Raw genomic sequence first — 19,721 nt, forward strand, 5'->3', positions numbered from 1 at the left:
GCCCTGACACAAGGCCCTGACGCAAGGCCCTGGCGAAAGGCCCCGACGAAAGGAAACCCGCGCATGTCAGCCTCCTCCGGCGCCGCCGCCCAGCGGCTGCGCACCGACGCGGACACGGTCGAGCGCGATCTGGCCAAGCTGGTGCTGACCGTGGTCGAGCTGCTGCGTCAGCTGATGGAGCGCCAAGCGCTCCACCGCGTCGACAAGGGTGATCTGACCGAGGAGCAGGAGGAGCGCGTCGGCATGACGCTGATGATCCTCCAGCAGCGCATGGAGGAGATGTGCGCCCGTCACGATCTGCGGATGGAGGATCTCAACCTCGACCTCGGCCCGCTCGGCACCCTGCTCTCCCCGGCGGGCTCCCCGGCGGGCCCGGCCTCCCGGTAGGAGACCCCGCGCCGGGTCAGCTCTTGCGCGGCCGCGGCTCGGACCGGTCGATCAACTGCCCCCTCAGTACGGTGAGTTGGTGGGACGCTTCGACCGCCCGTGGCTCGTCCAGGGAGGCGAGGGCCAGTACGAGGGCGTCCATGACGACGATCCCCGCCAGGGATTCCGCGGTGATGCCGGTGGGCGTGTGCGGGGCGCTGATCACCACATCGGCGTGGGTGGCCAGCGGCCCCGTGGGGACGTCGGTGACCAGCACCACGCTCGCGCCGACCGCCCGCGCCCGATCCGTGAGCACGGTGAACTCCCGCAGCCGGCGGCCGGGGTGGAGGATCACCACCGCGTCCCCGCGGCCGAGGCTGAGCAGTTCGTCGGCCATGGTGAAGCCGGTGGCGCCGATGAAGCGCGCCCGGCGGCCGGCCCGGCGCAGCTTCAGCACCACATGCCGGGCGGCCAGCTCGGAGGCGCCCACGCCGTAGGCGACCACCTCACGCGCGTCCGCCAGCGTTTGCACCGCTTGCTTCAGCACATCCGTCTCCAGTAGGCGGCGGCACTGCTCGAGACGCTCCGTGGCCTCGTCGAAGACCCGGTCCTTGACCTCGTCCAGGTCGTGGCCGACGCGGGCGATGCGCTGCTTGAGCCGCTCCTCGGGGGCGGTCGCGGAGGTGAAGCCGGCGGCCAGCTCCCTCTTGAGCGCGGGCAGGCCGGCGTAGCCGAGGCGCTGCAGGGCGCGGACGACGGTGGCGTTGCTGGTGCCACTGGCCGCGCCCAGTTCCTGTGCGCTCGCGAACAGCAGATTCTCCGGCGGGGCGCTGACCAGATACTGGGCCACCACCCGCTCGGAAGCGGACAGCTCACCCCACATGTCCCGGACCGCGGCGGCGAGCCGTGTCGTCCCGGTAACGCTTCTCGGTTCGCTCATTACAGCTATTGACTTCCCTGTGGTGGACATTACTATCTGGGCTCACCGTTCCAAGAACGCTGATTTCTGAAACACACATTACAGCCCCTCGTGGGTCCGGGCCTCAGAACACAGGAGTGCCATGACAGCCGCCACCATCCCCACCGTCGAGATCTCCGGCCCGCCGGCCGAGCGCGGCCGCCAGTACGGCGAGGCGGCGCGCGACAGCATCGGCAGGGCGCTCGCCTACTACGAGGAGGCGTTCGGCGAATCCTCGGGGCTCACCTGGGACCAGGTCACCGCGCGCGCCGAGCGCTGGCTGGAGCCGGTGCGCGCCTACGCCCCCGAGCTCGTCGAGGAGATGGGCGGGATCGCCGAGGGGGCGGGCGTCGGGCTCCTGGACGTGCTCGCGCTCAACGCCCGCGGCGAGATCATCTACGACCAGACCTTCGCCCGGATGCGGGCCCGGACGGACGCCGTCGCGGACGTCACGGACGACCGGGAGGTGACCGACGGCTGCACGTCCTTCGCCGTACTGGGCGAGGCGAGCGGCGACGGCCACGTCTACTGCGGCCAGAACTGGGACTGGCGGGCGGGCGTCGCGGACACCGTCCTGATGCTCCGGATCGTCCAGCCCCCGCACCCCACCGTGATCATGCAGGTGGAGGCCGGGCAGGTCGGCCGCCAGGGCGCCAACTCCGCGGGCATCGCCCTCAACGCCAACGGCCTCGGCGGCCGTTTCGACGACGCCGTGGGGCTGCCCCAGACCGTGATCCGCCGCCGGGTCCTGGACAGCGTGTCGATCAGCGACGCGGTCGACGTACTGTGCCGCACCCGCGGCCACATCGCCAGCAACGCCCTGCTGACCTGCCGCGAGGGCTTCGCCCTCGACCTGGAGACCACTCCGGGCGCACACGGCTGGATGTATCCGACGCGGGGGCTGCTCGTCCACGGCAACCACTACCAGACCACCGTCCCCGTCCAGCTCGCGGCCCGCTACCGCCCCGAGTCCTCCGACTCCCTGATCCGGGTGCCCCGGGCCGAGGCCGGGCTGCGCCTGCTGCGCGAGGCCGGTGCGCCGGACGAGTCCCGCAAGCTGATCCACCAGGCCATGTCCGACCACCTCGGCCACCCCGAGGGCCTGTGCACCCACCCCGACACCCGGCAGCCCGAGGTCAAATGGTGGACGACGCTGCTGTCCTCCTGCGTGGACCTGACCACCGGTGACTACCACGTGACCCCCGGAACCCCCTGCGACCACGAGTACCAGCAGCTGCCCTGGAACCTCTACGACGGTCCGCACGCCCCCAACTGACGCCTCCCTCACGTCCGCACGAACGACCAGAGAGCCTGCCATGAGAACCAAGCTCTGTACCACCGCAGTCGGCTTTGTGGGTGCCCTGCTGTTCACCGCAGGGTGCTCCGGGGCGACCTCCGGGTCCGGCGGCGCGTCCGTCGACCCCGCGAAGCTCAAGCTCACCGACACCACCCCCAAGGCATCCGGCGCGGCCACCACGGTGAACTGGCTCGTGGAACAGGAGCCCGCCACCCTGGACATGGACGCCCAGGGCGGCAGCAGCACCCGTACCGTGCTGGCCAACATCTGCGAGCGGCTGCTCCTGCTCGAGCCCGATATGACCACCGCGCCGCGGCTGGCGGAGAAGGCCGAGTACACCGGCGACAAGAAGCTCGTCCTCACCCTCCGCGACGACGTCACCTTCCACGACGGCGCCCGGATGACCGCCGACGACGTGGTGTGGAGCCTCAAGCGGCACGCCCGGCCGGAGATGAACGAGTCGGACGAGTACGAGGACGTCGACACGATCGCCAAGACCGGCGCGAACCAGGTCACCGTCACCTTCAAGAAGCCGAGCGCCCTGTTCACCAAGGCCCTCGCCGGTGACGCCGGGATCATCATGGAGCGCAAGGCGGTGGAGAAGCAGGGCGACGACTTCGGCACCCCCGGCCACCCCGACGCCTGCACCGGACCGTACCGGCTGAAGAGCTGGAACTCCGGCTCCTCCCTCACCATCGAGCGCTCCGCGGACTACTGGGACAAGAGCGTCCGCCCGCTGACGAAGGAGGTCGTCTTCCGCTGGGCTTCCGGCAGCGCCCTGGTCAACTCCATCTCCACGGGCGCCGCGGACGGCGCCTATCTGACCGCCACCGGCCCCGCCGCCGTGCTGTCCAAGAAGAAGGGCGTGCGCGCCTACTACGGGCAGTCCACCACCGCCTGGTCGCTGAGTCCCACCAAGGGCGGCGGGCTGGGGGACGCGCGGCTGCGCAAGGCGCTGTCGCTGGCCATGGACCGCAAGGGCATCGCCAAGTCCGGCTTCAACGGCCTCGCCGAACCCTGGGCGACCCCGGTGGGCCCCGGGGCCTGGGGCTATGAGAAGGCCGCGTTCCAGAAGGCGCAGAAGGACCTCGAGCACTCCACCGCCTACACCGTCTCGCCCTCGGCGGACGACATCGACCGGGCGAAGAAGCTGGTCGAGCGGGCCGGGGCGCCCTCGAAGCCGATCGTCGTCTCCAGCGACGGCAGCGAGAGCCAGACCGTCATCACCAACGCGGTGCGCGGCGCGGCCCAGAAGATCGGGCTGAAGGTCACCGTCAAGACGATCGCGTCGAGCCGTTACGACGAGTTCTTCTCCGACCCGGGGTCCCGGAACGGCTTCGACCTGATCCCGGTCGACTGGTACATCTCCAAGGCCGATCCGGCGGGCTTCTACGACAACGGCATATCCGGCAACGCCAACAACTGGCTCGGCTACTCGGACAAGGGCTATGACGCCCTCGTCGGCAAGGCCCAGCAGACCATCGACGACCGCGAGCGCGCGAAGCTGGTCATCGACGCGCAGACCAAGTTCGCCGACGACGCGGTGTGGATCCCGCTGGTGCAGGTGCCGTCGGTGATGGTGCTCGGCGACAAGTACACCGGCCCGCCGGCGTCCATGGTGTCGATGTACTACCCGTGGGCCGCCGACCTCGGCACGAAGAAGGGCTGACGCCATGATCCGCGGACTGCCGCGGCGGATCGCCGGCCTGTTCGCCACGCTGCTCGCCGCCTCGTTCATCATCTTCGCCGCCGTCTACGCGGCCCCCGGGGACCCCGCCGTCCTCCTCTCCGGCAGCCGACAGGAGCTCACCCCGGAGAAGCTCGCGGCGGTCCGCGCGGAGCACCACCTCGACGAGCCGCTCGTCGTCCAGTACGGCCGGTGGCTGTGGGACGGCCTCCAGGGCGACCTGGGCCGGTCGTTCCAGTACCGCGACCATGTGGCCGACCTGATCGGGGCGCGGCTGCCGACCACCCTGGAGCTCGTCGCCTACGCCACGGTGTTCTTCGTGGTGCTGGGCGTCGGCTCCGGAGTGCTGGCGGCGCTGCGCCGCGGCTGGGTGGACTCGGCGGTGGTCGGCGGCACCACGCTCGCCGCCTCGGTGCCCGCCTTCGTGGCGGCCATCGCGCTGGTCTCGCTGTTCGGGGTGCGGCTTGGCTGGTTCCCGGTGACGGGCCAGGGCGAGGGGCTCGCCGGGCGGCTGCACCACCTCACGCTCCCCGCGTTCGCCCTCGCCCTCAGCGCCCTCGCCGTGATCAGCCGGGTCACCCGGCAGGCCATGGCCGAGGCGTACGCCTCCGACCATGTGGAGGCGGCCCGCGCCTCCGGACAGTCGGAGCGCCAGATCGTCGTCCAGCATGTGCTGCGCAACGCGCTCGGCCCGATCGTCACCATGTGCGGGCTCGTCATGGCGGGCATGCTCGCCGGAACGGTGGTGGTCGAGACCGCCTTCGGGCTCAGCGGGATCGGCTCACTGCTGGTCAGCGCGATCACCACGCATGACTTCCCGGTCACCCAGGCGGTGCTGCTGCTGATGGTCATCGGCTATGTCGTGGTGACGACGCTGGTCGACCTGGTCCATCCGCTGATCGACCCCCGGGTCGCGCCGGGCGGGAAGCCGCGTAGCAAGCCGGAAGGAAAGACCGCATGACGACGGTGACGGCCGGGGCACTGATCCCGGTACGGGTCCGGGCCCGGCGCCCGGTACCGGTGATGATCGCGGGTGGCTTCCTCGCCCTGGTCGTGGTGGCGGCGGTGTGCGCACCCCTGATCGCCCCGCACGCGCCGGACGCGGTCGACCTGTCCGCCTCGCTCGCGGGGACCACCTCCCAGCATCCGCTGGGCACCGACGCCTCGGGGCAGGATCTGCTCTCCCGGGTGCTGTACGGCGCTCGGTCGAGCCTGCTGGCACCCCTGGCGCTGCTCGCGCTGGCCGCGCTGCTCGGCGTCACGATGGGCACGGTCGCGGCGTGGCGCGGCGGCTGGGTGGACACCCTGCTCTCGCGGGTGACCGATGTGATGTACGCCTTCCCCGGCCTGCTGTTCGTGGTCCTGGTGATCGCGGTCTTCGGCGACGGCCTCACCACGTCGATCTTCGCCCTGGGGCTCGCGTACGCGCCCACCATCGCGCGGTACACCCGCAGCCTCGCCCTCGCCGAGCGGTCCAAGCCGTATATCGACGCCTACCGGGTGCAGGGCATGAGCGGGACCCGGATCTGCGTGCGCCATCTGGTGCCCAATCTGGCCGGGGCGATCGTCGGCTATCTCGTGGTGCTCTTCGGCGAGGGGCTGATGAGCCTGGCCACCCTCAGCTATCTGGGCTTCGGCGCCGGATCGCCCTCGATCGACTGGGGGCTGATGGTGCAGGAGGGGCAGGACGCCGTGGTGCAGGGGGCGCTGCTGCCGGCCCTCGTACCGGGTACGGCCATCGCCGTCGTCGTGGTGGCCTTCAACATCGTCGGGGTCCGGGTCTCGGACCGGCTGGGCAAGGGGAGGTAGGCGGCGATGCTGCTGGACATCGAGGATCTCACCATCGAACTGCCGGCCGGTGCCGCCGCCCGGCCGATGCTCGCCGAGGTGTCGCTGAGGGTCGGCCGGGGCGAAGTGGTCGGCCTGGTGGGCGAGTCCGGCTCGGGCAAGTCCACGACGGCACGGGCGGTGCTGCGCATGCTCCCCGAGGGGGCGCGGGCCTCCGGCTCGGTACGGGTGGACGGTGAGGACGTGCTCGCCATGGACCCGGCCCGGCTGCGCCGGCACCGGTCCCGAACCGTCTCCATGATCTTCCAGGACCCGCGCTCCGCGATGAACCCGGTCCGCCGGATCGGTGACTTCCTCACCGATCCGCTCACCCGGGTCCTGGGCCTGTCCCGGCGCGACGCGGTGGTGAAGGCGGCGGAGCTGCTGGCCTCGGTGGGGCTGTCCGACCCCGAGCGCCGGATGCGGCAGCGCCCGCACGAGCTGTCCGGCGGGATGCTGCAACGGGTCGTGATCGCCGCCGCCCTGTCCACCGACCCGGACCTCCTCCTCGCCGACGAGGCGACGAGCGCGCTGGACGCGACCACCCAGGCGGAGGTGCTGGCCCTGCTGCGGTCCATCCAGGAGGAGCGGCGGCGGGCCGGAAGCGGCATCGGAACGCTCTTCATCACCCACGACCTGCCGCTCGCGGCCGCCTACTGCGACCGCGTGTACGTGATGTACGCGGGCCGTGTGGTGGAGCAGCAGCCCGCCCGCGGGCTGTTCGCCGACCCGAAACACCCCTACACCCGCGGTCTGCTGGAATGCTCGCCCAGCCTGGGGGACGACCGCGAGCCGCGGCCCATCCCCGGCCGCCCGCCCTCCCTGTCCGACGCCCTCACCGGCTGCCCCTTCCTCCCGCGCTGCGCACGGGCCGAGGCGGAGTGCGAGACCTGGGCGCCGGTGGCCGTCCCCCTAGGCGGCGACGGCGACGGATCGGAGAGGTACGGCTTCGCGGCCTGCCGCCGACTGGAACTCGTATCGAGGAGCAGCGCATGACCGAGCCCGCACTCGTCGTGGAGGGGCTGCGCAAGGACTACGCGCTCCCGGGCGGTGGCCGGACCACGGCCGTGGACGACGTCTCGTTCTCCGTCCCGGCCGGCGGCTCGCTGGGCATCGTCGGGGAGTCCGGCTCCGGCAAGACCACGGTGGCCCGGATCCTGGTGGACCTCGTACGCCCGGACGCGGGGACCATCACGGTGAACGGGCGGGAGCGCACACCGGGGCGGCGGGGCGGTGGGCTGCCGCTCGGACCGGGTGCGCGCCGGGCGGCCCGGCTGGGCCGCGCCCGCGAGATCCAGATCGTCTTCCAGGACCCGTACGTATCGCTCGACCCGCGGCTGACCGCGCGTCAGTGTCTGCACACCGCGCTGCGGCTGCACGGCCGGTACGAGGGGCAGGCCGCCGCCGGCCGGATCGAGGAGCTGCTGGACCAGGTGGGCCTCGGCAAGCGGGAGGGCGACGCCCGCCCACGCGGTCTGTCGGGCGGGCAGCGCCAGCGGCTGGCCATCGCCCGTGCGCTCGCCGTGGAACCCGAGGTGCTGGTGCTGGACGAGGCGGTGGCGGCGCTGGACGTGTCCATCCAGGCGCAGATCCTCCGGCTGCTCGCCGACATCCGCCGGGACACCGGCGTGGCCCTGGTCTTCGTCAGCCATGACCTGGCCGTCGTACGGCACATCACGGACGACACGCTGGTGATGCGGCGCGGCCGCGCGGTCGAGACGGGCCCGACGGCCCGGGTTCTGGACACCCCGGAGGATCCGTACACCCGGCTCCTGCTGTCGTCGGTGCCGCACGACGGCTGGGACCCGGCGGAGACGGTACGGCTGCGCGCGGAACTCGCCGAGCTGTGAGCATCTGCCCGATGAAGCGCAGTTCCTAGTTGTGCTCCCCCGTGCGAGCAGGTCCGGGGCCTCGTCCTCGTTCAGCTTCCGGCATCAGAACGGTGTTGACCTTGACCGGGGGTCAGGCCCGCGTCGCGGGCGGCCTCCAGGCCCTCAATGACGTCCTTGTGCCGACCCCGGGCGGGTGAGGGTCTTGAAGACGTCCGGGCGGAGGGTGACCAGGGAGATGTTCGCCCGGTCCGGGGCCCGCCGCCTTCAGGGGCCGTCGCCGTGCGCTTGAGGCCGATGCCAGGTCGGGCTTGGCCAGCCACTGCAGGCCCTCTTCGGGCATGCAGTACGTACAGCGCAGATTGCACCGGTCGGTCAGCGAGCCCCGCAGATCGACTGATCGATACGAAACGGATGGCGTCGGTCTCGCAGCGAGCCGCACGGATGTGGTACATCCGCGAGGTGGATCCGGCGACACGGCTGTTGCCGACTTGTTCGGGGACGGCGTCTACCCCGTCGAGTACTTCGCTGAACAACTTCCGGTTCAACGAGTCGGCGGTCGGCCTGCCGGTCAGGCGACTGCAGGCGGGCTTGCGTGCCTGCAGTACGTGGCCCTCACTTCGCTGCGGGCGGACCTGGCCAGGCTGCCGACGGATGATCTGATCGAGGGTGTGGACCGAGTGATCTAGGTGGTGGGCGACCGCTCATGGTCGATCGACATGCAGCGCTACGACTTCCAGTTCACCGGTGCAGATGAGGGATATGGCCTACAAGTGATGTCACGTCATCGACTGTTGCTCCTGCGCCATCCACCGCATGGCGCCCATCTGCACTCGCGTCAGACCCAGGACGACTCCCACGATGATCGCCCACAACCAACCGACTCCGTGTCGCGCCGTTGATCGGGGGCGTGCTGCGCTGCATCACGGTGGTGATACACAACGCGGGCCACGAGAACACCGCGTTGCTCTACCGCTGGCAGATGCGCTGCACCGCCGGAAATGATCACGATGGATCCTGCGATGCGGATCTCTGACCTGCACCAAGCTCAAGAAAAGCTCAGATCAATCGTGATGTTCCGGTGCACTGGGGCGGGTGCCCCATGACATACTTCGTACGCGCTCCGCACCTCCCGCGATCATCGCGGCAGGTTCGCCGAGAACCCTCGACGGACCTGCTCGAAGATCGAATGGGGGTGGGACGTGGGTGATGCAGACGATGTCAAGCCTCGCCGACGAGGTTGGACCGATGCCGAGCGTTGGCAGGTCTATCTGGCGGCGGCAGGGTTGATCGTGGCCATCATCGCCGTTGTGGGACAGTTCGCGCAGTAGAAGTCCCACACACGAGACGGTCGGGACCGAGCTTCGTACGCAGAAGCCCGGTCGGTAGTTAGGCGACCGGGCTTGTGAACCGCGTGGGAGGGTCTGGCTCGGGGTGCCTCCCGGGTCGGGCCCTCCAGTGTCGCTCGGGACTGGGCGGTTGGCATCCCCCGATCGACACGAGAGAACTATACCTGGCTCAGGTCACCGTGGAGCCTGTTCCGGCGGCGCTGTAGCACGAGGAGATCCCTATTTCCTCGCCTAAACGCCTCGGTCAGACGAGACGCGCCGCCCACCGCGACGGGAAGCTGCCCCCTCGGTCGGGGCGCCGGGGCGGGAGCCCAGCTCCGCCCACACCGTCTTGCCCACCGGATGGTGCGGCTCGGTGCCCCAGCGGTCGGCGAGCGCGTCCACCAGCAGCAGGCCGCGCCCGGTTTCGCGGTCCGGGGGAGGGGCGGTCGGCTGGAGGGCGGGCTGCCGTTCGCCCCGTGTGTCGGTGACCTCGATGCGGAGGGTTTCCGTGGCGCCGTCGAGGACGAGGCCGAGCCGGAAGTCGCGGCCCGGTACGCGCCCGTGCAGCGCCGCGTTGGCGCTCAGTTCGGCGATGACCGCCACGGCGCGGTCGGCGACGTCGGGTGACACGGGCCAGACGCGGAGCTGTTCCACGGCGAGCAGCCGGGCCAGCCGGGCCCCGCGCCGCGTGGCGGACAGACGCTGGGTAAAGGTCCAGCTCGTGGCGGGGAGTTGGGGCGTGCTTGCGTTCATGGGGCCACGGTGGCGGGTGATCTTCGACCTTCGCCAGCACCGCGCCGCGTACGCAGCGTCAGCGTACATGCGCGTTCGGTGGACGGTACAGCCGTTGATCCGTCACTCTGGGTGAGTCGAGCGCGGGGGCCCTCGCACGTACACACCTGGAGGTGTCCGCGTATGACGACCGACAACACCTGTATGGCCGGGGACGGTGACTGGGAACGGGAACCCGACCCCTCCGACAGTCTGCGGACTTTCGGGGCCGTGGTCCAGGCCCTCCGCGAACACGCGGGCCTCACCCGGGCTCAGTTCGGGGAGCTGGTCCGATTCTCGAAGCACACCGTGGCGTCGGTGGAGCTGGGGCGGCGCATGCCGGACGACTCGTTCGTGGAGCGGGCGGAGGAGGTCCTGGGCAACACGGGCGCGCTACGGAAGGCGGCCCAGCATCTGTCGCGCGGCGAGCCGGGTCTTGCGGCGTGGTTCCGGCGGTGGGCGCGGCTGGAGCGGGTGGCGGTGAGCCTGTACACGTATGAGTGTCGGCTGGTGCCGGGGCTGTTGCAGCCGGAGGACTACGCGCGGGCGGTCTTCGATGGCACCATCCCTCTGCTGACGGATGAGCAGTTGGAGGCCCAGCTTGTGGCGCGGACCGAGCGGCAGAAGATGCTGCACGAGCGGCCGCACGTCCCGTTCAGCTTCATCGTGGAGGAGGCCGTGTTCCGGCGCGGGTTCGGCGACAGGGAGCAGCGGCGGGCCTTGCTCGACCACGTACTGGAGCACAGCGCACCGCGCAATGTGAAGCTGCAAGTGGTACCGCTGGAAGCTGAGTTGCACGCCTGCCTGGACGGTCCTGTTCGGCTCTTGGAAACGCCGGAGGGGCGGCGCCTCGCGTACTCCGAAGGGCAGCAGAACGGACGGCTGATCGCCGACCGGAAAGAGGTGAGCCTGCTCTGTCAGCGCTATGACACACTGCGCTCGCAAGCCCTGACGCCCCAAGACTCGCGGGGCTTGCTGGAGCGACTGCGAGGAGAGCTATGAGCGCGACGGAATTTGCTTGGTTCAAGTCCAGTTACAGCGGCAGTCAGGGAGACGACTGCGTTGAGGTCGCCGTCACCGAAGGGGCCGTCCACGTACGGGACTCCAAGGACACGGCGCGCGCCGGTCTCGCCGTCAGCCGTGACGGCTGGGCGCGGTTCATCCGGTTCGCCGCGCACGGCTGAGCCGGAGGCGCGCCCGCGAATTCATCGCGGGCGCGCCGGGTGGGCCCATAGCCCCTGCTTGCGCAGCAGCGGCAGGACGCCCTCGCCGAACCAGTACGCCTCCTCCAGGTGCGGATAGCCGGACAGGATGAACTCGTCGATGCCGAGGCGGTGGTACTCGGCGATCCGCTCGGCCACCTCGGCGTGGCTGCCCACCAGGGCCGTGCCCGCACCGCCGCGCACCAGGCCGACACCGGCCCAGAGGTTGGGGTAGATCTCGAGGTTGTCCAGGCTGCCGCCGTGCAGGGCGAGCATGCGCCGCTGGCCCTCGGACTCGCTGCGGCCGAGGCCGTTCTGGACGGAGCGCACGGTCTCCGGGTCGAAGCCGTCGAGCAGCCGGCGCGCCTCGGCCCATGCCTGCTCGGCGGTGTCGCGGGTGATGACGTGCAGCCGGATGCCGAAGCGGATCGTACGGCCCTGCTCGGCGGCGAGGGAGCGGATCCAGGCGATCTTCTCGGCCACCTGGGCGGGGGGTTCGCCCCAGGTGAGGTAGACATCGGAGTGGCGGGCGGCGACCTGACCGGCGGCGGGGGACGAGCCGCCGAAGTAGACCTGGGGGATCGGGTCGGGGAGCCGGGCCAGCTTGGCGCCCTCGACATGGAGGTGTTCCCCGGCGAGATCGACGGTCTTGCCGTCCCACAGGTCGCGGACGATGCCCAGGAACTCGCCGGTGCGGGCGTAGCGGGCCTCCTTGTCGAGGAAGTCGCCGTAGCCGCGCTGCTCCTGGCTCTCACCGCCGGTGACCACGTTGAGCATCAGCCGTCCGCCGGTCTGCCGCTGGTAGGTGGAGGCCATCTGGGCGGCGAAGGTGGGGGAGAGGAAGCCGGGGCGGAAGGCCACCAGGAACTTCAGCCGCTCGGTGTGCTGGCTGACCATCGCGGTGGTCAGCCAGGCGTCCTCGCACCAGGCACCGGTCGGGGTCAGGGCGCCCTCGAAGCCGAGGTGTTCGGCGGCGCGGGCGATCTGGGAGAGATAGCCGACGGACGGCGGGCGGTCCCCTCCGGCCGAGGTGACGGGGGTGCCATGGCCACCGCCGACGACATGTCGGCTGTCGCCGTTGGTGGGCAGGAACCAGTGGAAGGTGAGGGACATGGTGCGGCTCCGTTCAGGGGGGGGCGGGGGGACTACAGGAGGCCGTGGCGGGGAGGTTTCATTCCGTTCAGCACATAGCGGCCGATGTGCTGGACCTTCCAGCGGGCCGGGTCGTGCAGGGTGTGCGTACGGGCGTCCCGCCAGTGGCGGTGCAGGCCCAGGGCGTCCAGGGCCGAGCGGGTGCCGGACACCTCGAACAGCGAACTGCCCGTCTCCACGGCCGCGTTGGCCGCCGCCACCTTCGCCGCGGCCACCGCGATCGACGCCTCGGCGGCGGTGTCGTCGTCGAGATGGCCACGGGCGGTGTCCACGGCCCGCGCGGCGGCGGACAGCAGCGCCTCGGCGCCCCGGACCTGGAGCGCCAGCTCACCGAAGCGCTGGATGAGCAGCGGATCCTCGGCGGCGGTCTCGAAGCCGCTCTCGAACCAGGGGCGGCTCTTGGTGCGGACGAACGTCACCGCCTCCGCCAGTGCCCCCGAGGCGACCCCCGAGTCGATGGCCGCGTGCAGCAACTGCGCGGCGGCTCCGTGCAGTTGGGGCCCGCGGAAGGTGAGGTGGTGCGGTACGACCCGGTCGGCCGGCACCGGCACGGCCGCCAGCCGGACGGTGCCGCTCGCGGTCGTCCGCTGGCCCATGCCGTCCCAGTCGTCCACGACGGTCAGACCGGGCGCGTCCCGTGGCACATAGGCCACATGGAGTTCGTCGTTCTCCGCACGGGCCGACACCGGGATCCAGTCGGCGAACAGCGCGCCGGTGGAGTAGTGCTTGACACCGGTCAGGGTGTACGAGCCGTCGGCGGCCGGGGTGAGGCGGGTGCGGATGTCCTGGAGGTGCTTGGTGCCCGCCTCCGACTGGGCGTTGCCGAACCGCTTCCCGGCCAGCACCTCGCCGAAGAAGAACGCCTGCTGGGCCTCGGTGCCCTGACGGCGCAGCACATTGACGTAGGAGAAGTGGCTCTGCGGGATCTGGGCGATGCTGGCGTCGGCGGCCGCGAGCAGCCGGAACACCTCGGCGAGGGCCACGGCGGACACATCCGCGCCGCCGTGCCCGGCCGGGACGGTGATGGCCAGGAGCCCGGACGCGGACAGCCGGTCCAGTTCGGCCCGCGGCAGCCTGCGTTGCGCGTCGCGCTCGGCGGCGCCCGTACGGAACTCCTCGGCCAGCGCCGCGGCCACCTTCAGCGCCTCGGTGTCATCGGCGATGACATGGGCAGGCTCGGGCAGGGACGACATGGTCAGCTCGCCGCGGCCAGCACGGTGGGGCGGCCGAGCGCCACCGAGAACTGGTCGACCACCTGCTCCAGCGCCTCGGCGGCCCCGGCGGTCACGCTCACCCCGCCGTCCGGCTCCACCGTGATGTCCTTGTCCAGGGTGAACCAGCCCTGGACGATATGGGCCGCGCCCATGGAGGACAGCACCGGCCGCAGCGCGTAGTCGATGGCCAGGACGTGGGCGGTGCTGCCACCGGTGGCCAGCGGCAGCACGGTCTTGCCCGTGAGCGCGTACTGCGGCAGCAGGTCCAGCAGGGACTTCAGCAGCCCGGAGTAGGCGGCCTTGTAGACCGGCGTCCCCACCACGAGCCCGTCCGCCTGCTCGACCAGCGCCTTGGCCCGGACGATGGCCGGGTGCGAGAAGTCCGCGCCGAGCAGCGCGGCGGCGGGCAGGCTGCGGACGTCGAGCGGCACCACATGATGGCCCTGGGCGGTCAGCCGGGCGTCCAGATGGCGCAGCAGCCGGGCGGTGCGTGAGGTGGCGGAGGGAGAGCCGGAGAGGGACAGGACGGTGGCCATGGGCAACCCTTCGTGATGCGGTTCAGGCGGTGGGGTGGGAGCCGGTGGGAACGGTGGCGGTCACCGGTGGGTGCTGGTGACCGGACCGCCGCTGACATTGGGCACCCAATAGGCGAAACGGAGGGGTTCTGCGGGCATGGGGAACTCCCGGTGGAGCAATTACGGGCATGGGGAATCGGCGCCCCGGCGGCGAGCGGAATTCACCGTGGCAGGGGCGCGGAAAGACCGGGAGCGCGAAAGGGCGCCGAAGGCGGGGCCGCGCGGCCGCGATTCCTCGGTGGCGGCGGCTAAAAGCCTTTCCCGATCATGGGAGGCGACGGGGAGCGAAGCGGAGGCGGTCCCTCAGGGCTCGCTCGGACCCGTACGGCGGGTCAGACCGGACAGCAACAGGACGCGCTGGAGACACGCGCGAGGTCGACATGGCGTCGCCGCGTGAGGTCCTGTCGCTTCATGTCACCGATCCAACCAGGGGGAAGTCCTGCCGGTCAAGAAGGCCCGGGAGCCATTCCATCTCCCGGACGTGCGGGCCGGGCGGCGGAATTCCGCGGCGCCCGCTTCGAGATTACCCGGGAGGCGGGCCGGGGAGTGAGTCGGTATTCATGAGACCGTGATAGGGATCCCCTTGAAGCGGGCGGGCCCGCGCGGGCAGGGTACGGAGCGTGCGAATTGAACAGCTGGAATACATCGCCGCCGTCACCCGCCTCGGATCGCTCCGCCGCGCCGCCGAGGAACTGCATCTGTCCCAGCCGGCGCTCAGCGAGACGGTGCGCAATCTCGAACGCGAACTCGGTGTGGATCTGCTGGAGCGCAAGCGCTCCGGCGCGACGATCAGCGCGGAGGGACGGGAGCTGCTGCCGCATATAGCCAGCGTCATCGAGGCCGTCGACCGGCTGCGCGGCGCCGCCGGTGACCAGCACCGGGTCAGCCGGATGATCAGGCTGGGCACGGTCAACACCGCGACCGTCCCGCTGCTGGTCCCGGCCGTCCGGGAGTTCCGCGCCACCCACCCGGTGACCCAGGTCGAGGTGGTGGGCGCGCAGCAGGCCGAGATCCACCGGGCGCTGCTGGAGGGGAGTTTCGACCTTGGTTTGGTCAACTGCCTCCAGGGGGACGACGTGCCGCCCACTCTGGAGTCCACCGAGCTGCTGCGGGGCCGCCCGGTGGTCTGTCTGCGCCCGGACAGCCCGCTGGCCGCCCGGCCGACGGTGAGCGCGGCGGATCTGCTGGACGGGCGGGAGCCGCTGATCGTGATGCGCTCCGGCTATCTGATGCACCGCTTCATCCACCGGCTGCTGGCCGGGCGCACCCCGTCCTTCTCGTACTCCACCGACGGGGCCGAGATGGGCAAGCTGATGGTGGCCGAGGGGCTCGGCGTCACCGTGCTCCCCGACTTCAGCGTCATCGGCGACCCCCTGGAACGCGGGGGCGCGATCACTCACCGGCCGCTCGCGGACGGTGAGGCCACCGAGGTGCTGCTGATGATCCAGCGCCGCCGCTCGGGCTCGGTGCCGCGCGCCGTACGCGATCTGCACGAGCTCTTCGTACGGCGCGCGGACACTCCTGGAACTCCCCGGGCTACAGCTCCCTGAGCGCGGGCAGCAGCCGCTTCTCGGCCCAGTCCAGGAACGGCCGCTGATGGTCGCCGCCGATCTGAACGAGGGCGACATCGGTGAAGCCCGCGTCCACGAAGGGCCGGATCAGCTCCGTGAACTCCTCGACATCGTCGCCGCACGGAATGGACGCGGCCACGTCCTCGGGCCGGACGAACTGGGTGGCGCCGGCGAAGGAGGCGGTCCCCGGCAGCTCCGAGTTGACCTTCCAGCCGCCCCCGAACCAGCGGAACTGGTCATGGGCGCGGGCGATCGCCGCGTCCCGGTCGGGGTCGTAACAGACCGGGATCTGGCCGATCCGTGGCTTCCCGCCGCCGCCGTTCGCCTCGAACCCCTCCACCAGCTCGGACTTGGGCTCCGTGGCGATCAGGATGTCGGCCAGCCGCCCGGCCAGTCCGCAGGACCGCGGCCCGGAGACGGCCACGCCGATGGGCGGCGGCTGGTCCGGCAGATCCCACAGCTTCGCCGAGTCGACGTCGTAGTGGGTGCCGTGGTGGGTGACATAGCCACCGCCGAACAGCGCCCGGATGATCTCGATCGCCTCTTCCAGCATCTCGTGCCGCACATCCGCCGACGGCCAGCCCTGCCCGACCACATGCTCGTTCAGGTTCTCGCCGGACCCGAGCCCCAGCCGGAACCGCCCCTCGGACAGCAGCTGGAGCGTCGCCGCCTTCTGCGCCACCACCGCCGGGTGATAGCGCACGGTGGGGCAGGTGACATACGTGGTCAGCGGGATCGAGGAGGTGGCCTGCGCGGCGGCCCCCAGCACGCTCCAGGCGTACGGGGCGTGCCCCTGGGAGTCCAGCCACGGGAAGTAGTGGTCGGAGGTCACCGAGAAGTCGAACCCGACCTGCTCGGCCCGGACCACGTCGTCGACGAGCTGACGTGGTCCGGCCTGCTCGGTCATCATCGTGTATCCCCATCGAACCATGACTCCCGAGTACCGTTCACCGCGCCGTCCAAACGGGACAAACGGCTGGTCACCGTGGGTCGTGGCGGCTCACCTGCGGTAGGCCCGGATGCGGCGACGGTTACGATGTGAGCCATGGCGGAAACCGGTGGGGTGCGCGAAGTGAAGTCCGCGGGCCGCACCGTGGAACTGCTGGAGCTGCTCGCCGCGCGCGGCGACCAGCCGGCCCGGCTGCGCGAGCTCGCCGAGGAGCTCGGCGTCCCGCGCAGCAGTATGTACGCCCTCCTCAAGACCCTGATCGACCGCGGCTGGGTGCGCACCGACGTCACCGGCTCGCTGTACGGCATCGGCATCCGTGCGCTGCTCACCGGCACCAGCTATCTGGACAGCGATCCACGGGTGCGGGCGGCGCGGCCGTATCTGGACGAGGCGTCCGACGCGCTGGGCGAGACCATTCACTTCGCCCGGCTGGACGGTGGTGACGTCGTCTACCTCGCCACGCGGGAGTCGCATGAGTACCTGCGCCCCTTCAGCCGCGTCGGGCGGCGGCTCCCGGCCCATGTGGGAGCCCTGGGGAAGGCGCTGCTCGCCGAGCGGATCGACGGTGAACTTCCGCTGATGAGCGAGGAGTTGGAGCAGGCGACGCCCAACACCCACCGCACCCGCGGCTCGCTCCTGGCCGATCTGAAGCGGGTGCGGGAGCGGGGCCACGCGATCGACCGGGAGGAGGGGGTCCTGGGCATCGTGGGCTTCGGTCTCGCCCTGCGGTACGACGCCCCGGCGGTGGACGCGATCAGCTGCTCGGTGCCGACGGCCCGGCTGACGGACGGGCGGGAGGAGCGGATCGTCGCGGTGCTGCGGGAGATCCGGGCGAAGATCGAGGCGGTTGCGCCGAGGGGGACCGGTACGGGCCCGCAGTGGCGCCCGTAGCCGGGGAGGTTCCCGTCCCGTAGCCCGGTCCCGTAGCCCGGTGGAGCTCCCGCACCCCCCGGAGCCGGTGTACGAGCTCGTTGCGATGAGTTCCGGGTCCGTCGGCGGTCTGCATAAGGAGAAGCACGGAAATCGCACTCCGGAAGCAGGTGATCCGCATGCACGTCGCGCGGGTACTGATGGTCGCTCCAGTACGGGAGATCGACATCGCGGTGGCTTGGTACGAACGGCTGCTGGGCCGCCCGGCCGACACCCGTCCGATGCCGTCGCTGGCCGACTGGCACCTCACCGCGGGTGGTTGGCTTCAGGTGTTCGAAGATCCGCAGCACGCCGGCTCGACGCTGCTCAATCTGGAGGTGCCCGAGCTGGACCGGGCCCTGGCCGAGCTCGCCGGGCGTGGCCTGACCGCGGGACCGGTGGGGACCGGCGGTGTGCGCACCCGGTTCGCGGCCCTGGAGGACCCCGATGGGAACCGGGTCACCCTGCTGGAGAACCCGGTGGCCTGAACCGCGGGTCACGGGCCGGTCTGCCGCCCCTTGATCATGTCCGCGCACTTCTCGCCGATCATCATCGTCGTGACGCACGGATTGACGGCGATGAGATACGGCATCGCCGAGCCGTCCGCCACCCGCAGCCCCGTCACCCCCTTGACCCTCAGCTCCGGATCCAGCGGGGCGTCCGGGTCGTCGGGCGCGCCCATCCGCACCGTGCACGCCGGGTGGTAGACGGTGTTGTGGGTCTCGCGGATGTAGCCGGCCAGCTCGTCGCCGCTGTTCACATCGGGCCCGGGGGCCAGTTCTGCGCCCGCCCACATGGCCAGCGCGGGCCGGGCGGCGATCTTGCGCGCCAGCAGCAGACCACGGGTCATGATCTCCATGTCGTAGGAGTCGGTGAAGTAGCGGGGATCGACGCGCGCCTTGTCGCGGAAGTCGCGGCTGGCCAGCCGCACGGTGCCGCGGGAGCGGGCCCGGGTGACGTTCGGGGTGAGGCAGAAGGCGTTCTCCGACGTCGGGTAGCCACGGCGGTAGGTGTTCATGTCGAAGGGCGTCGCACCGTAGTGGAACATCAGGTCCGGGCGGTCCAGGTCGGGTTCGGTGGCGGTGAAGACGCCGATCTCCCACCACTGGGTGGAGCTTCTGATCATGGGCTGCTCGGCGTTCCACATGATGACGCCCTCGGGGTGGTCCTGGAGGTTGCCACCGACCCCGGGGGAGTCGACGAGCACCTCCACCCCCGTCTCCCGCAGATGTCCGCCCGGACCGATCCCGGAGAGCATCAGCAGCTTCGGGGTGTCGATGGCGCCGCACGAGACGATGACCTCACGCCGGGCGTGCACCCTCAGGGTGTGGATCAGATCGGGGGAGAGGCAGTCGACCCCGGTACAGCGCCGGTCCTCGTCCAGGACCAGCCGTCTGGCCTGGAGTCCGGTGCGCACCTCCAGATTGGGCCGGGAGTCCATGACGGGGTGGAGATAGGCCACCGAGGCGGAGCAGCGGGTGCCGTCCTCGCGGGCGTTGATCTGGAACCAGTGGGCTCCGCGCACCACCGTCGTCCCGGTGTTGAACGGGGCGATGGGGATGCCCACCTCCTCACAGGCCGCCAGCACCGCCCTGCCGCACGGGTCCTCGGGCGGCACGGTGCGGATCCGGACCGGGCCGCCGCGGCCGTGGTGGTCGCCGGGCGCGTCGTTGTCCTCCAGGCGCCGGTAGAGCGGGAAGCAGTCGGCGGCCGACCAGCCGTCCAGGCCCATGGCGGCCCATTCGTCGAGGTCTTCTGCGGGGGCCCAGAAGGCGATGCAGGAGTTGTGCGAGGAGCAGCCGCCGAGCACCTTGGCGCGGGCGTGGCGCAGAAAGCTGTTGCCCTTCTCCTGCGGTTCGACGGGGTAGTCCCAGTCGTAGCCGGAGCCCAGCAGCCCCATCCAGCGGTTCAGCCGCAGCACGTTGTCGTCCCCGATGTCCGACGGGCCCGCCTCCAGCAGGCAGACGCTCACCGAGGGGTCCTCGGACAGCCGGGAGGCGACCACCGATCCGGCCGTACCGCCGCCGACCACCACGTAGTCGAACTGGTCCACGGGCCTCTCCTCACGTCTCACGTCCTCGTC

Annotated in this window: 20 protein-coding genes and 1 pseudogene; 13 read left to right on the forward strand and 8 right to left on the reverse strand. The window is 71.0% G+C overall.

Translation table 11 applies throughout. From position 1 onward, the window contains the following. Positions 1-3: 3 nt before the first annotated feature. A complete protein-coding gene (locus J2Z30_RS11360) occupies positions 4-387 on the forward strand; it encodes a gas vesicle protein K (RefSeq protein ID WP_245387898.1) in 384 nt (127 codons plus the stop codon). A 16-nt stretch (positions 388-403) separates the two neighbouring features. On the opposite strand, the gene J2Z30_RS11365 is transcribed toward J2Z30_RS11360, so the two are convergent. Then, positions 404-1,306, reverse strand: a complete 903-nt coding sequence (locus J2Z30_RS11365) for a MurR/RpiR family transcriptional regulator (RefSeq protein WP_044568816.1) — start codon at positions 1,304-1,306, stop codon at positions 404-406. Between the two features lie 121 nt (positions 1,307-1,427). Here J2Z30_RS11365 and J2Z30_RS11370 point away from each other — a divergent pair, with 121 nt between their 5' ends. The 6 genes from J2Z30_RS11370 to J2Z30_RS11395 are packed head-to-tail and all read left to right on the forward strand — an operon-like array spanning position 1,428 to position 7,985. Continuing rightward, entirely contained in the window at positions 1,428-2,600 is a 1,173-nt protein-coding gene (locus tag J2Z30_RS11370) for an acyl-CoA--6-aminopenicillanic acid acyltransferase (protein ID WP_044568814.1), read from the forward strand. A 40-nt stretch (positions 2,601-2,640) separates the two neighbouring features. Continuing rightward, the gene (locus tag J2Z30_RS11375) at positions 2,641-4,290 is read left to right on the forward strand and encodes an ABC transporter substrate-binding protein (protein ID WP_044568813.1); all 1,650 of its coding nucleotides are present in this window, start codon (positions 2,641-2,643) and stop codon (positions 4,288-4,290) included. Between the two features lie 4 nt (positions 4,291-4,294). After that, on the forward strand, positions 4,295-5,269 hold the full coding sequence (locus J2Z30_RS11380) for an ABC transporter permease (protein ID WP_044568812.1): 975 nt from the start codon (positions 4,295-4,297) through the stop codon (positions 5,267-5,269). Then, a complete protein-coding gene (locus tag J2Z30_RS11385; RefSeq protein ID WP_107073262.1) occupies positions 5,266-6,117 on the forward strand; it encodes an ABC transporter permease in 852 nt (283 codons plus the stop codon). The genes J2Z30_RS11380 and J2Z30_RS11385 overlap by 4 nt, the downstream gene beginning before the upstream one ends. A 6-nt stretch (positions 6,118-6,123) precedes the next feature. Beyond that, positions 6,124-7,131 (forward strand): ABC transporter ATP-binding protein, encoded by a 1,008-nt coding sequence (locus J2Z30_RS11390; protein WP_044568811.1) that lies wholly within the window; start codon positions 6,124-6,126, stop codon positions 7,129-7,131. Next, a complete protein-coding gene (locus J2Z30_RS11395) occupies positions 7,128-7,985 on the forward strand; it encodes an ABC transporter ATP-binding protein (protein WP_044568810.1) in 858 nt (285 codons plus the stop codon). Before J2Z30_RS11390 ends, J2Z30_RS11395 begins: the two co-directional genes overlap by 4 nt. A 42-nt stretch (positions 7,986-8,027) precedes the next feature. Here J2Z30_RS11395 and J2Z30_RS11400 read toward each other — a convergent pair. Continuing rightward, a pseudogene (locus tag J2Z30_RS11400) lies at positions 8,028-8,406 on the reverse strand (radical SAM protein); the annotation flags it as partial. Positions 8,407-9,166: 760 nt separating this feature from the next. On the opposite strand from J2Z30_RS11400, the gene J2Z30_RS50860 reads away from it, so the two are divergent. Beyond that, the gene (locus J2Z30_RS50860; protein WP_281062685.1) at positions 9,167-9,295 is read left to right on the forward strand and encodes a hypothetical protein; all 129 of its coding nucleotides are present in this window, start codon (positions 9,167-9,169) and stop codon (positions 9,293-9,295) included. A gap of 249 nt (positions 9,296-9,544) precedes the next feature. Here the strand turns inward: J2Z30_RS50860 and J2Z30_RS11405 are convergent, their stop codons facing one another. Beyond that, a complete protein-coding gene (locus J2Z30_RS11405; protein WP_245387863.1) occupies positions 9,545-10,048 on the reverse strand; it encodes an ATP-binding protein in 504 nt (167 codons plus the stop codon). A gap of 162 nt (positions 10,049-10,210) precedes the next feature. On the opposite strand from J2Z30_RS11405, the gene J2Z30_RS11410 reads away from it, so the two are divergent. After that, the gene (locus tag J2Z30_RS11410) at positions 10,211-11,068 is read left to right on the forward strand and encodes a helix-turn-helix domain-containing protein (RefSeq protein WP_044568808.1); all 858 of its coding nucleotides are present in this window, start codon (positions 10,211-10,213) and stop codon (positions 11,066-11,068) included. Further along, positions 11,065-11,250, forward strand: coding sequence for a DUF397 domain-containing protein (locus J2Z30_RS11415; RefSeq protein WP_044568806.1), 186 nt, complete (start codon positions 11,065-11,067; stop codon positions 11,248-11,250). The genes J2Z30_RS11410 and J2Z30_RS11415 overlap by 4 nt, the downstream gene beginning before the upstream one ends. Before the next feature lie 21 nt (positions 11,251-11,271). On the opposite strand, the gene J2Z30_RS11420 is transcribed toward J2Z30_RS11415, so the two are convergent. From J2Z30_RS11420 to ssuE, 3 genes are read right to left on the reverse strand one after another with little or no spacing between them, the layout of a single operon-like run. After that, positions 11,272-12,381, reverse strand: coding sequence for an LLM class flavin-dependent oxidoreductase (locus J2Z30_RS11420; protein ID WP_044568804.1), 1,110 nt, complete (start codon positions 12,379-12,381; stop codon positions 11,272-11,274). Between the two features lie 32 nt (positions 12,382-12,413). Beyond that, positions 12,414-13,613, reverse strand: coding sequence for an SfnB family sulfur acquisition oxidoreductase (locus J2Z30_RS11425; protein WP_044568803.1), 1,200 nt, complete (start codon positions 13,611-13,613; stop codon positions 12,414-12,416). 2 nt (positions 13,614-13,615) lie between these two features. Beyond that, the gene (gene ssuE / locus J2Z30_RS11430) at positions 13,616-14,170 is read right to left on the reverse strand and encodes an NADPH-dependent FMN reductase (RefSeq protein ID WP_044568802.1); all 555 of its coding nucleotides are present in this window, start codon (positions 14,168-14,170) and stop codon (positions 13,616-13,618) included. A 659-nt stretch (positions 14,171-14,829) separates the two neighbouring features. Here ssuE and J2Z30_RS11435 point away from each other — a divergent pair. After that, complete coding sequence (locus J2Z30_RS11435) at positions 14,830-15,759, forward strand: LysR family transcriptional regulator (protein ID WP_044568800.1); 930 nt, start codon at positions 14,830-14,832, stop codon at positions 15,757-15,759. On the opposite strand, the gene J2Z30_RS11440 is transcribed toward J2Z30_RS11435, so the two are convergent. Next, positions 15,746-16,711, reverse strand: a complete 966-nt coding sequence (locus J2Z30_RS11440) for an LLM class F420-dependent oxidoreductase (RefSeq protein WP_044568799.1) — start codon at positions 16,709-16,711, stop codon at positions 15,746-15,748. The two genes, J2Z30_RS11435 and J2Z30_RS11440, sit on opposite strands and share 14 nt — an antisense overlap. A gap of 114 nt (positions 16,712-16,825) precedes the next feature. Here J2Z30_RS11440 and J2Z30_RS11445 point away from each other — a divergent pair, with 114 nt between their 5' ends. Both J2Z30_RS11445 and J2Z30_RS11450 read left to right on the forward strand, forming a co-directional pair. Continuing rightward, positions 16,826-17,620, forward strand: a complete 795-nt coding sequence (locus tag J2Z30_RS11445; RefSeq protein ID WP_044568798.1) for an IclR family transcriptional regulator — start codon at positions 16,826-16,828, stop codon at positions 17,618-17,620. Between the two features lie 158 nt (positions 17,621-17,778). After that, positions 17,779-18,126, forward strand: coding sequence for a VOC family protein (locus J2Z30_RS11450; protein ID WP_044581187.1), 348 nt, complete (start codon positions 17,779-17,781; stop codon positions 18,124-18,126). Between the two features lie 8 nt (positions 18,127-18,134). Here J2Z30_RS11450 and J2Z30_RS11455 read toward each other — a convergent pair whose 3' ends face one another. After that, positions 18,135-19,691: a GMC family oxidoreductase gene (locus J2Z30_RS11455; protein ID WP_078956544.1), complete on the reverse strand. Its 1,557-nt coding sequence runs from the start codon at positions 19,689-19,691 to the stop codon at positions 18,135-18,137. Positions 19,692-19,721 lie beyond the last annotated feature (30 nt).

The organism is Streptomyces iranensis (genome assembly GCF_017874715.1).
GTDB classification, from domain to species: domain Bacteria; phylum Actinomycetota; class Actinomycetes; order Streptomycetales; family Streptomycetaceae; genus Streptomyces; species Streptomyces iranensis.